Below are 13,111 nucleotides of genomic sequence, written 5' to 3' on the forward strand. Positions count from 1 at the left end.
AGCTCGTCAGGCTCATAACCTGAAGGTCACAGGTTCAAATCCTGTCCCCGCAACCAAACCTTCCAAATAGAAAACCAACAAGCTTCTCAAAACACCGATCTCCTCGCCAGCCGCTCAACAGGAAGGGCGAGAACCGGAAGCCAAAGCCCGCAAAACAACCCACGGCGCTGTCTAAAGACACCAGCGGGCAAATCATTCCCCCAAACTCCCAAATATCAAACCAAAACTAGCTTCTTCAAGCAAGTCAACAATCCAAAACACAATCAAGAACCCCGCATAAAGCGGGGCTATTCGCGTTTATAAGGGGCTATAATAGCGAAAGAAATAGAGCTCTATCGTCAGTCAAACCGTACCGCGCCGCTATTGGCACCGCACAATAGAACACCAACACGTTCATCTGGCCCTGCAATATACTTCTGCGATAAAAGTGCGGCGAAGGCCGCTGCTCCGCCCGGTTCAGCAACAATGCGAAGCCGTTCCCAAAGCGCGCGTTGAGCGGCGCGAATATCATCGTCCGATACCAGTATCGAATGCTCAATAAAGTTTTGAGCAAACGGAAACATCAATTCTCCGACGCGTTTGGGTGCGAGGGAATCAGCGGCAATACCTTCCGCAGGCGCATCGACAGGTTTTCCCGCACCCAAGGCATTGTGTAAGGTTGGCGAACCTTCCGGCTCGACAGCTACAATTTTGATACGACCGCGAAACCATGCAGCGATCCCGCCAATGAGACCACCGCCGCCCACCGCCACCAGCAGGGTTGTAATATCGGGCAGGTCCGCTTCGATTTCCAGACCAAGCGTTCCCTGACCAAGCAATGTTTCCGGCTGATCAAACGCGTGAATTGGCATAGCGTTGTGCTCTGCCACGAATTGCTCGCTGGCGGCCAGAGCATCGGCATAACGATCGCCACCTATAATGAGATTCGCACCATAACCGCGAATACGTTCAGCCTTGGCGGCTGCAGTAACATTGGGAACAAATATGGTTGCGGGAACACCAAGCCGCATGGCGGCGTACGCCACAGCCGCACCGTGATTGCCGCCTGAAGCTGCCACGACACCAGCCTCTGGCACAGGGCGAGTGAGCAGATTGGTGAAGGCGCCACGCGCCTTGAACGAACCCGAATGCTGCAGAAATTCGAGTTTGAGGTCGATGCTGCATGGTTGCATTCCGAAGTCGACAAGATCGGCACGTATGACAGGCGTATGCCGGATATGTGGCCGAATAAGGCGCTCGGTTTCGACGATGCGTTCGGGGGTAATTTGTGTTGGGCTGGACATGGACAACTCGCGATGCGGAGACATCAGAATAGAGTGCTCTAACCTGCAAATGCAAGTTCTGTTGTTTTGCAGCCAATCCTCACATTTCAAGTTTTTAACGGCTTGCGTTCAAACGGCAACTGTTCTGATCTAAAAAGCATAATGATTTCAAATTATTACGCATCTTTCTGTGAGGTTTCTTCTAACCGCGTTGACTCATCATGCAACTTCTGATTATCTAAATTAACAAATGAGCGATATTTGCTCAAATGTAGATTCATTGGAAAATTGAGTTCCTGGGGAGGAAAACCATGCTCAACCGCCGCACCTTTTTGTTCAGATTCGCATTTGCCGGAACCGCTATTTCATTGATGGCGACTCTCGGTATGACCATCACTGCCGCCAATGCTGAAGGCTTGAAAATCGGGTTCAGTCAGGTGACGCTGCAGTCGCCTTTTTATGTGCAGCTCAAGACTGGAGCGGAGGCGGCAGCCAAGGCCGGCGGCGATACATTGGTTTTTCTCGACGCCAATGGTGATGTCAGCAAACAGAACAACGATATTCAGGATTTGATCACTCAAGGTGTGAATGCGCTGATCATCAACCCTGTTAATCCCGATGCCGTCGTGCCATCGCTTGAAGCAGCTGTTGCTGCAGGTATCCCGGTGATCACCGTTGACCGCAGTGTCAATGGTCAGGGTGTTACCGCTCATGTTGGCCGCGACAACAAGAATATGGGCAAGCTGGTCGGTGAAGCCGTTGTTGCACGTCTCAAGGCTGACGGCGTTGAGAAAGCCAAGATCATCGAGATTCAGGGCGACGCAGGCGGTGCGGTGATGATGGACCGGCGCGATGGTTTTCACAGTGCCATTGAAGGAACAGGCCACAAAATTGTTGAAGGCCCCTATGCCGAATATATCCGTGCCAATGCGGTAACAGCCATGCAGGATTTGCTTCAGGCCAATCCGGATGTGAAGGTTGTTTACGCGCATAATGACGATATGGCGCTCGGTGCCTTGCAGGTTCTCAAGGAAAACAATCGCAACGACGTTCTGGTCGCTGGCGTGGACGGACTTTCCGAAGCGCTTGGCATTATCGCTGATGGCGGCAACTATATCGGCTCGGCACTGAACGATCCGAAATATCTCGGCGATGTGACGATTCAGGTGGCGCGTGAAGCGGCAGCCAAGAAGCCTGTTTCGAAATTCGTTGATGCGGGCACGACATTGGTAACACCCAAGAATGTTGCGGGTTTCCCGCGTACTGGACTGTTTGCCGAATATCGCCCGCAAGTTCTCGGTCAGTAAGGCCGTCTCTCGAGCCTGCGGAGCAGATTTGCTTCGCAGCTCCTCTCATTAATACCCACAGGATCATGTCATGCGTGCAGCAGTTCTTTATGCCCCCGGCGATATACGCCTTGAAGAAGTCCCAGAACCGCAGATCAAGCCGGGCCATGTGATCGTCCGCGTTGCTTCTGTTGGTGTCTGCGGGTCGGATCTGCCGCGCATGCTGATCAAAGGCGCGCATAAGATGCCGCTCATCTGCGGTCATGAGTTTTCGGGTCATATTACTGAGCTTGGGGAAGGGGTTGAGGGTTTTGACCTTGGCGAATTGGTGGCCATTCCGCCGATGTTGCCATGTTTCAAATGCGACCAGTGCCAGAAGGGGCAGTTTTCGCGCTGCCGCGACTATGACTATTTCGGCTCGCGGCGCGACGGGGCCTATGCGGAATTTGTCTGTGTTCCTGTTTCCAACCTTTTGAAGACACCGAAGGGGATCGATCCGCGCGCGGTTGCGATGACTGATCCTGCATCAATTGCCATTCATGCTATCTGGAAAGCGGGTGGCATAGGCATGGGGCAGCGTGGCGGCGTCATTGGTTGCGGGCCGATTGGCTTGTTTGCCATACAATGGCTCAAACTGATGGGTGCGAGCGAAGTCGTTGCCGTCGATGTGTCGGAAGAAAAACTTGATATGGCGCGGCGCGCGGGCGCGACGCATACATTTCTCTCTGGAGCAGACATTCCAGCGAGCCTGCTTTGCGATACGATTATTGAAGCTGCAGGACATCCATCCTCGATCAATATGGCTGTGAAAATGGCCGCGCCGAGCGGTCATGTGGTCTTCATTGGAATTCCGGTTGCCGATGTACCCCTCGACAACAAAACCTTCCAACATTTCCTCCGGCAGGAAGTCTCGCTGCATGGCTCGTGGAACTCGTTCGGCGCCCCTTATCCGGGGCCACAATGGACGGTTACGCTGGAAAAACTTGGTTCTGGCGAACTCGAATGGGAATTCATGATTACCCATGATCTTGACCTTGCTGAATTGCCGGGCATGTTCGAAAAATTCCGGACTGACAGGGGTTTGTTCTTTTCAAAAGTCATGTTCCGGCCCTGAGACTTTGGGAAGAGGCAGGGTATCGAGGGAGGATTTGGCAGGATGACACTTGTCCTGAACTTTGATCTTGGCACGGGAGGAGTCCGCGCCGGTGTTTACGATGTCGAGCGCAAGACCATGCTCTCGCTGTCGGAGGCAAGCTATTCCACCACATATCCCCACGCAGGTTGGGCCGAACAGCAGCCAGATGAATGGTGGAACGCGCTTTTGACGGCGGGCCGCCAGGCAGTCGAGCAATGCGGATCGGGAGAAATAGCGGCAGTTTGTGTTGCCACAACAGCGTCGTCCGTTGTGGTCTGTGACAGGAACAGCGCGCCGCTTTATCCTGCTATTTTATGGATGGACTGCCGTGCTGCAAAAGAGGCGCGTGCGACGGAAAAGGTCAAACATCCGGTTATGGCCTATAGCGGTGGGGGTGATGCAGTCGAATGGCTTGTTCCAAAGGCGATGTGGCTGGCCGAACACGAGCGCACTATCTTTGGCCAGGCGGATATCATCTGTGAGGCTCTGGATTTTATCAATTACCGGCTGTGCGGTGAGTGGGTAGGCTCGCGCATGAACGCCGCCTGCAAATGGAATTACGATTCCAAGAATGGCGCTTTTGTTTCCGAGATTTACGAAGCGCTTGGCGTTCCCGAATTGCAGAACAAGCTGCCACAGAGGATTGTTCCGGTCGGCGATACGATCGGCTCATTGAAGCCTGAGATCGCGGCTGCGCTTGGCGTCACATCGTCACCACTGCTCGCTCAAGGCGGCATTGACGCTCATATCGGCGTGCTGGGTGCAGGGACTGTTGCTGCGGGCGGCATGTTGATCATCGGCGGAACATCTGTCGTGCATCTGACCCACTTGAAAGAGCAGGGCAATGTAACGGGCTTCTGGGGACCTTATCCCAATGCGCTTGTCGATGGATTATGGCTCGTCGAAGCTGGTCAGGTTTCGGCCGGTTCGATCCTGAATTGGTTCAGCAGCAAGATTTTCGGGTTGGATGAACAGGGTCATCGTGATCTCATTCGTGAGGCATCCGCCGTTTCGAAGCAGAATTCGGGATTGTTGACGCTTGATTACTGGATGGGAAATCGCACACCTTATCGCGACGCAGATCTGCGCGGGGCAATACTCGGCCTGTCGCTCGGTCATAACAGGGCGGACATCTATTCGTCGGCTGTCGATTCCATCGCGCTTGGCTCTGCCAATGTTATCGCTGTGCTGGAAGAGCGCGGTGTCTCCGTCGAGCGGATCGTGATGGCTGGCGGCATTTGCAAGAATGCATTGTGGCTACAGGCGACAATCGACGCCATCGGTAGACCTGTTCATGTGGCTGGAGATGACAACCTCTCGCTTATTGGAACAGCCGTCTGCTGCGCCCACGCACTTGGGCTGTTTCCTGATCTTATCTCTGCATCGGAAGCCTGTGCAGCACCGACGAGAGAAGTTCACCCTGACCCCGTGCGCGGTCAGCGGTATCGCGATACGATAGGGCTTTATCGGGACACAACCGAAACATTGATGCCGACGCTGCATACATTGAGCGGCAGGCAATTGGCAGGGGCTGCATCATGAACGACGCTCGGATCAATCCATCTGTCCGGTTACCCTCCGATGAGCAGCGGGAGCATCTGATGGTGCGTGTCGCCAAGCTCTATTATGATCTTGAGCGGACACAGAGCGAGATTGCCACGGAGCTTGGCCTGACACGCTGGCAGGTTGGCCGGTTGCTGATTGAAGCCAAGGAACTGGGCGTTGTCCGCATTGAGATTACGCCGCGCGCCTATCGCAAAACGGAACTTGAGGTACGACTGCAGCAGGAATTCGGTCTGCGCGACGCCATTGTGGTTCCATCAGGCGGAACGACCGATTCAGCTCTTCTTATGGAAAGTGTGGCGCAGGCTACGGCCAAATATCTGGCTGGTCTCAACCCCAAGGCCGATCTGATCGGTGTTTCCTGGGGGCGCACCATGTCGGCGGTTGCTAAATTTCTGCCGAACAACTGGAACCCCGGTGTGCATGTCGTTCTGGTAAATGGTTCGACAAATCTGCGGTCCACTTCAACCCATACAAGTGCCGTTGCCGAGGAATTCGCCAAGGCTGGTAATGGTATCGCAACGCTACTGCCTGTCCCTGCCATTGTCGGCAAGAAAACCACCCGTGAAGTGCTTGAGGAAGACCCGATTATCGAGCGTGTGCTCAAGCTGGCGATAGAGGCCGATGTGGTCTGTTTCGGTATGGGTGGCATCACCCATGATTCTGTCCTTCTCAGCTCCGGATATCTTGAAGAGGTAGATATTGACCGATTGAAAGACGCGGGCGCTGTCGGTGATATTCTCGGCCGCTTCCTCGACAAGGACGGCAACATCGTTGACCAGACGATCGATGACCGCACGGTTGGGTTGCGGCTTGACTATCTCAAGACCAAGCAGCGTTCGATTGGTGTCGTTGCGGGTGAGGAGAAACTTCAGATCGCACTTGCTGCGCTGAAAGCCGGTTATGTCTCTGTCATTGTCACCGACGAGGCCACCGCTCACTATGCATTGGAGGCCAGAAGTGACGATTGATGTTCTGACGGTTCAGCAAGTGTCGAAGAAGTTCTTGCCCAACATCATCGCATTGGAATCGGCCTCGCTGAATGTTCGTGCCGGCGAGGTGCATTGTCTTCTTGGTGCCAATGGCGCTGGAAAATCAACCTTGCTGAAGATTATCGCCGGAGCCTTCCGTCCGACAGATGGCTCGCTGCTACTCGATGGCAAGCCCGTTGATCTGCATTCGCCCGCGCAGGCAGCACGGCTTGGCATTTCCATGATCTATCAGGAGCTGGATCTGGTCCCGCAATTGACCGTCGAGCAGAACCTGTTTCTTGGCCATGCACCCGGTCGCTTTGGATTGATCAACCACAGGGAACGCCGGGAAAGAGCCGCCGTGGCCTTAAAGCGCGTTGGCGCAAATTTCAAACCGGAAGCCCGGGTTGAAACCCTGTCGGTTGCCAACCAGCAATTAACAGCTATTGCCCGCTCGCTGACTATGGACGCCAAGATCATCATCATGGATGAGCCATCGGCATCCCTCAACGAAACCGAGCTTGCCAGCGTGTTTGCAGTCATCCGCGAACTTGTCAAACAAGGGGTTGCCATACTCTATGTCAGCCACCGCCTTGGTGAACTGCGCGAAATCGGCGATCGGGTTACGGTGTTAAGGGGTGGGAGGACCATCGAGACATTCGATGTAAAAAATACCGGCGATAGCGCCTTGGTCGAAGCGATCATTGGCAAACAACGATCCCTGATCGAACGAAAAGTGCGCGAACCAGTTACCGGCGACGTAGCGCTGCGTGTCAACAGGCTGCGCGGGCCGGAAGGTCTCGATATCAGTGGCCTTGACGTGCGTTGGGGCGAGGTGGTTGGCCTGACTGGTCTTAATGGTTCCGGCCGCACATCGTTCCTGAAGTCGCTTTTCGGTGCCAATAGCTTCGAAGGCGAAATCAAGCTGGAAGGCAAGCTGTTCCATCCGCGTCATCCGGCCCATGCTATTCGCAGTGGCATTGGTCTTGTGCCGGAAAATCGCAAGACGGAAGGGCTGGTTCTTCATGCGCCGATCTACAAGAATGCGACGTTGCCTTCCATGCGCGAAAGCTGGCTGACACGCCATTCCCATCAGAAACAAAAGACGACGCCGGTTCTTAAAAGCCTTTCGACCAAATATGGGCGACCGGAACAGGCTGTTGTGCAGCTTTCCGGTGGCAATCAACAGAAGGTTGTTCTGGCCAAATGGATCATCAATGGCGCGAGGGTCCTGCTTCTGGATGAACCGAGCCGCGGTCTCGATATCGGCGCTAAGGCTGATCTCTACAACCTCGTTGACAGGCTTGCGGCGAAAGGAGCGGCCGTCATCGTTGCGAGCAGCGAACTCGACGAACTCTACGCCGCCTGCGACACCATCTGGGTATTTCATGAAGGCCGCAACATCGGCAAATACGATCCTTCGATCGTGGACCGTGACACGATATTAAGGGCAACAATTCTGGGTGAAAATCATGTCCAACACTGAAACCGCATTGTCGCCGGCTGATACGCCGTCGCCGGCATTCGGCAAACGCCTTGTCGATCTGGCAATCGAGTATAATTTCATCGTCATCTTTCTGGCAGTCGTTGTTATCGCAGCGTCGCTTTCGAGCAACTTTCTAACCTTCACCAACATCGCCAACCTGTTTCAGCAGGCGGCTGTTGTTGGCTTGGTTGCCATAGGCATGACCTTCGTCATTCTGACCGGCAATATCGATCTGTCCGTCGGCAGCGTTGTCGCGCTTTGCGGTATGCTGGTTGCAGTGCTCATGTCGCACGGATTTGATCCATTCGTGGCAGTCGCAATAACGGCTCTCGTCGGCACAGCCTGCGGTGCCGGGATGGGTGCAATCAGTGCGCTCGCTCAAGTGCCCAGCTTTATCGTGACCCTTGCGGGGCTCGTTTCGTTTCGAGGTATCACATACCTCATGACCGACGGTGTACCGGTGAGCGGTCTGCCGCAGGGGTTTGCGTCGATCAGCTCGACGATGATCCCGCTTTTCCCCGGCTTCTCCCTGTCATCAATGGGGTTAATTTTCATTGTTCTTTGCATTGTTGCCGGGTTGGTGCTTCGTTTTACCGTTTTCGGCGAGTACGTGTTTGCCACAGGTGGCAATCCTGAAGCTGCTCGGCTTTCCGGCCTGCCGACGCGGTTCATGATCACCGCAGTTTTCGCCGTCTCCGGTTTCATGGCGGCACTTGGCGGTATTCTTCTGACATCACGCCTGCGTATCGGTCAGCCGACGGCGGCTCAAGGACTTGAGCTTGACGCTATCGCTGCCGTTGTGCTCGGTGGTACAAGTCTCTTCGGTGGACGCGGTGGCGTGCTCGGTACATTTTTTGCCGTCATGCTGCTGCAGGTTCTCCGCAACATATTCAATCTTCTGGGATTGGGCTCCTTCTACCAGATGACTGTGACCGGTATTATCATCGTTGCAGCCATCTTGCTCAATCGCTTCATCGATCACAGGAAGGGTCGGGGATGAACACGCAACAACCATTGGTCCAAAAGGGCACGGAAATCCAAATGCCACATTCCCACGCGCGTAACACCGGCACGAAACTGCTGCCTGATTGGTTCGAGGATATTGCAGTCAACCGTTCTGCAACGGAACGTCGTGCCGCGACATTGACGACGAGACGGACCGTCAAGAAGGAGTATCAGGCGGCATGGCTGGTCAAGGCGATCACCTGCATTGATCTGACCACCCTTGCCGGTGACGATACGGCTGGCCGTGTTCGCCGTCTGTGTGCCAAAGCAAAGAAGCCGGTTCGCGATGACATTCTTGAAGCGCTTGGTCTTGCCGATGCGAATATCACGACCGGTGCTGTCTGTGTCTATCCGACCATGGTTTCCCATGCGGTCAAGGCTCTCGAAGGTTCCGGCATCCCGGTTGCATCAGTTGCGACGGGTTTTCCCGCTGGCTTGACGCCATTGCCGCAGCGGTTGGCCGAAATCCACTACGCCGTTGGTGAAGGTGCCAAGGAGATTGATATCGTCATCACGCGCGAACATGTTCTGACCCAGAACTGGTCGGCGCTTTATGACGAGATTTCCCAAATGCGCGAGGCTTCGGGCGAGGCGCATATGAAAGCCATTCTGGCGACGGGTGATCTGAACACATTGCGCAATGTGTATCGCGCTTCGATGGTTGCGATGCAGGCCGGAGCAGATTTCATCAAGACATCAACCGGCAAGGAGGACGTGAACGCCACGCTTCCCGTCAGTCTGGTGATGCTGCGTGCCTTGCGGGATTATGGCGAGCTTTCCGGCCAGATCGTTGGTTTCAAGCCTGCCGGTGGCATGAAAACCGCCAAAGACGCCATGAACTGGCTGATCCTGATGAAAGAAGAATTAGGACTGCCATGGATGCAGCCGGACCTGTTCCGGCTCGGAGCCAGCTCGATGCTTGGTGATATCGAACGGCAGTTGGAACATTATGTGACGGGCCGCTACTCGGCGTCTTCGCGCCACGCACTCGCTTGAGGAAAACGACTATGGGACAGATCAAGGATATTCTTCGCACGATGGAATATGGCCCCGCACCAGAAAGCAATACCGATGTCCAGAATTGGCTTGATGCCAATGCGAAGGGTTTTGGCCATTTCATCAATGGCAAGTTCACCGGCACTGATGGACGTGAGACATTTGCCGTTATCAATCCGGCCAATGATGCCGTACTCGCAAAGGTTGCCCATGGTACTGACGGCGATGTTGACGAGGCGGTGAAAGCGGCGCGTGCAGCATTCGGTAAATGGTCGAAGCTGTCAGGGCATGAACGCGCTAAATATCTCTACGCGATTGCCCGTCACATCCAGAAGCGTGAGCGCTTCTTCTCCGTGCTGGAGACCATGGACAATGGCAAACCGATCCGCGAAACCCGCGATATCGATATTCCGCTGGTTGCCCGGCATTTCTATCATCACGCCGGTTGGGCGGAGATGGTCGAGACAGAGTTCGAGGGCTTCTCGCCTGTGGGTGTCTGCGGACAGGTGATCCCGTGGAATTTCCCGCTGCTGATGCTCGCATGGAAGATTGCTCCGGCGCTTGCTGCTGGTAACACAGTTGTTCTGAAGCCAGCTGAGCTGACGCCATTGACAGCCATTGCTTTTGCCGAGATTTGCCATGAAGTGGGCCTGCCTGCCGGTGTGGTCAACATCGTTCACGGCGATGGCGCGACAGGCGCTGCAATCTGCGGTCATGATGATATCGACAAGGTGGCCTTCACCGGCTCGACCGAAGTTGGCCGTATCATCCGCGAGCAGATTGCCGGTTCTGAAAAGAAGCTGTCACTGGAACTTGGCGGCAAGTCGCCCTTCATCGTGTTCGAAGATGCCGATATTGATGGCGCTATCGAAGGTGTGGTTGATGCCATCTGGTTCAATCAGGGTGAAGTGTGCTGTGCCGGTTCGCGCATTCTCATTCAGGAAGGCATTGCTGAGCATTTCTATGCGAAGTTGCGCAAGCGCATGGAAACACTGCGGGTTGGCGATCCGCTTGATAAGACAATGGATGTTGGTGCTATCGTCTCCAAGGGACAATTGAAGCGCATTACATCACTGGTTGAACAGGGTAAGACCGAGGGCGGCACGCTCTGGCAGGCGCCGGTAACGCTGCCGACCAAGGGTGCTTTTTTTGCGCCTGCTTTCTTCACCGATGTAGAGCCTGCATCGACAGTTTGTGAAGTAGAGATTTTCGGTCCCGTCGCCACGGCGACGACGTTCCGCACGCCGGATGAAGCCATCGCACTTGCCAACAATACCAAGTATGGGTTGGCCGCATCAATCTGGTCTGAGAATATCAATCTTGCGCTTGATATGGCGGCGCGGGTCAAGGCAGGTGTTGTCTGGATCAATTCGACCAACCTTCTCGATGCCGGTGCCGGTTTTGGCGGTTATCGCGAAAGCGGCTATGGCCGTGAAGGCGGACGCGAAGGGCTTTATGAATATCTGACTGCCGATTGGGAAAAGCGCCTGCCACTGGGCAAAGCAGAACAGGCATTCAAACCATCGGCCGCGCCTGACGGTGAAGCGAAAATCGCCCTTGGCAGTTCGATCGACCGCACCGTCAAAAACTATGTTGGCGGCAAGCAGGCCCGCCCTGATGGTGGGTACAGCTATTCCGTCATCGGCAAGGGTGGGCAGATTATCGGTCAGGCTGGCATCGGTAATCGCAAGGATATTCGCAATGCCGTTGAAGCAGCTGCCAAGGCCGGTTCATGGGGTGGTGTGACAGCGCATAACCGCGCGCAGGTGCTTTACTATCTCGGCGAAAACCTCAGTGCGAGGCAAACCGAATTCGAGGCATTGCTGGTAGAAAGCACTGGTGTTACGCCGAAAGCTGCGGCTGAAGAGTTCGCAACCGCGCTGCGCCGTATCTTCTATTATGCGGCTCAATCCGACAAATATGATGGCGCGGTGCATTCCACCAAGTCCCGCCATGTAACCTTGGCAATGAACGAACCATGGGGCGTTGTGGGCATTGTCTGCCCGGATGATCAACCGTTGCTGTCATTCATTTCACTGGTTTTGCCAGCAATCGCCATGGGCAACCGTGTCGTAGCCGTCCCATCGACCAAACATCCGCTTCTGGCTGCCAATCTCTATCAGGTGCTGGATACCTCAGATGTTCCAGGCGGCGTGGTGAACATTGTCACTGGTGAGCGCGATGTTCTGGCTAAAACACTGGCTGAACACGATGAAGTCGATGCGCTCTGGTATGTCGGCTCGAAGGATGGCAGCGCGATGGTTGAAAAAGCATCCTGCGGCAATCTGAAAGCCACATGGGTGAACAATGACCGCCAGCGTGATTGGCTGAATACGCAACAGGGGCAGGGCAAGGACTATCTGCGCCGCGCCATTCAGGTGAAAAACATCTGGGTGCCCTACGGCGAATAACGCAAGAAAGACCGCAGCGGCGCTAACCGCTGCGGTCTTTTTGATTTCAATGATTTTAGCTCTTTGGCAGACCGGGCGGATTGGTAGCAGCCTTGTCGATGGCTTCCGAGCCTAGATTCCAGCGATCGAGAACCTGCTTGTATTTGCCATTGGCGATCACCGCGTTGAGTGCGGTAGTGATGCCATCAGCGGCTCCGCTGGCCTTGCGCGTCGTTACGGCAACTTCGGCAGTGATGGGCCAACCACCGCTGACAGTACCAACCAGCTTGGTCTTGCCGCCCACCTTGGCCTTGTAGGCCTGCGTAGCATTCACGCTGAACACCACATCGGCGCGGCCAGACTGGATGGCAAGTGTGCTGACCGCATCATCGTCATAATACTGGACTTCGATGGGCTTCAGGCCCTTGGCGACATTTTCCTTGTCCCAGGCCAGCAGGATTTTCTCCTGATTGGTACCGGCGTCCGTGATCACCTTCAGCCCGGCAATGTCCTTTGGCTCTTTAATGGCTTTGATGGTGCTGTCCGCTTTTACGTAATAACCAAGCTCGTCCTTGCGATATGTGGAGAAATCGAACTTCTCCTTGCGCTGTTCGGTAACGGTAACGTTGGAGATCACCGCGTCGAACTTGCCGGATTCAAGCCCAAGCGGCCAGTCGGCCCAGGCGACGGGGACGAGTACCAATTCACGGCCGAGACTATCGGCCACCAACTGTGCGAGATCGACGTCAAAGCCGACAACAGTTGTGGCGTCGTTGGCATAGGTGCTGAGTGGCGGGTTGGAAGGATGGAGCCCGATGGTGAGCTTGCCGTCGCTGACGAACTTGAAACCTTTGGAGACCGCCTCGATGGCTTTCTCGTTTTTCTCCGCCCGCACGCGGTCTTTCTGGTCAGGGCTCAGATCGAAGCCGTCGCCTGCTGCGAAGGCAAGCCCTGTCGTTGCGGCAATGAAAGCCCCTGCGACAAAAGATATAAGTTTTAGTCTGTTGGTCATGGATA

The 13,111-nt window shown here is 54.9% G+C and carries 10 protein-coding genes; 8 read left to right on the forward strand and 2 right to left on the reverse strand.

Annotation, left to right across the window (positions count from 1 at the left end; genetic code table 11):
• Positions 1–338: 338 nt before the first annotated feature.
• A complete protein-coding gene (locus BLU05_RS25360; protein ID WP_091886692.1) occupies positions 339–1,283 on the reverse strand; it encodes a threonine/serine dehydratase in 945 nt (314 codons plus the stop codon).
• A 290-nt stretch (positions 1,284–1,573) separates the two neighbouring features.
• Here BLU05_RS25360 and BLU05_RS25365 point away from each other — a divergent pair, with 290 nt between their 5' ends.
• The 8 genes from BLU05_RS25365 to BLU05_RS25400 all read left to right on the forward strand — a co-directional run bounded on the left by BLU05_RS25365 (position 1,574) and on the right by BLU05_RS25400 (position 12,115).
• The gene (locus BLU05_RS25365; RefSeq protein ID WP_091886695.1) at positions 1,574–2,569 is read left to right on the forward strand and encodes a substrate-binding domain-containing protein; all 996 of its coding nucleotides are present in this window, start codon (positions 1,574–1,576) and stop codon (positions 2,567–2,569) included.
• Between the two features lie 70 nt (positions 2,570–2,639).
• Entirely contained in the window at positions 2,640–3,662 is a 1,023-nt protein-coding gene (locus tag BLU05_RS25370; RefSeq protein WP_091886698.1) for a galactitol-1-phosphate 5-dehydrogenase, read from the forward strand.
• 42 nt (positions 3,663–3,704) lie between these two features.
• The gene (locus tag BLU05_RS25375; RefSeq protein WP_091886701.1) at positions 3,705–5,225 is read left to right on the forward strand and encodes an FGGY-family carbohydrate kinase; all 1,521 of its coding nucleotides are present in this window, start codon (positions 3,705–3,707) and stop codon (positions 5,223–5,225) included.
• On the forward strand, positions 5,222–6,217 hold the full coding sequence (locus BLU05_RS25380) for a sugar-binding transcriptional regulator (protein WP_091886703.1): 996 nt from the start codon (positions 5,222–5,224) through the stop codon (positions 6,215–6,217). Before BLU05_RS25375 ends, BLU05_RS25380 begins: the two co-directional genes overlap by 4 nt.
• A complete protein-coding gene (locus BLU05_RS25385; protein WP_210184638.1) occupies positions 6,207–7,703 on the forward strand; it encodes a sugar ABC transporter ATP-binding protein in 1,497 nt (498 codons plus the stop codon). The genes BLU05_RS25380 and BLU05_RS25385 overlap by 11 nt, the downstream gene beginning before the upstream one ends.
• Positions 7,690–8,703: an ABC transporter permease gene (locus BLU05_RS25390; RefSeq protein WP_091886709.1), complete on the forward strand. Its 1,014-nt coding sequence runs from the start codon at positions 7,690–7,692 to the stop codon at positions 8,701–8,703. Before BLU05_RS25385 ends, BLU05_RS25390 begins: the two co-directional genes overlap by 14 nt.
• A 41-nt stretch (positions 8,704–8,744) precedes the next feature.
• A complete protein-coding gene (gene deoC / locus BLU05_RS25395) occupies positions 8,745–9,704 on the forward strand; it encodes a deoxyribose-phosphate aldolase (RefSeq protein ID WP_091886748.1) in 960 nt (319 codons plus the stop codon).
• 11 nt (positions 9,705–9,715) lie between these two features.
• Positions 9,716–12,115, forward strand: a complete 2,400-nt coding sequence (locus BLU05_RS25400; protein ID WP_175540758.1) for an aldehyde dehydrogenase family protein — start codon at positions 9,716–9,718, stop codon at positions 12,113–12,115.
• 55 nt (positions 12,116–12,170) lie between these two features.
• Here the strand turns inward: BLU05_RS25400 and BLU05_RS25405 are convergent, their stop codons facing one another.
• The gene (locus tag BLU05_RS25405) at positions 12,171–13,106 is read right to left on the reverse strand and encodes an ABC transporter substrate-binding protein (RefSeq protein ID WP_091886711.1); all 936 of its coding nucleotides are present in this window, start codon (positions 13,104–13,106) and stop codon (positions 12,171–12,173) included.
• Positions 13,107–13,111: the final 5 nt, after the last annotated feature.

Origin of the sequence: Phyllobacterium sp. OV277 (assembly GCF_900104355.1) — a bacterium.
GTDB lineage: Bacteria > Pseudomonadota > Alphaproteobacteria > Rhizobiales > Rhizobiaceae > Phyllobacterium.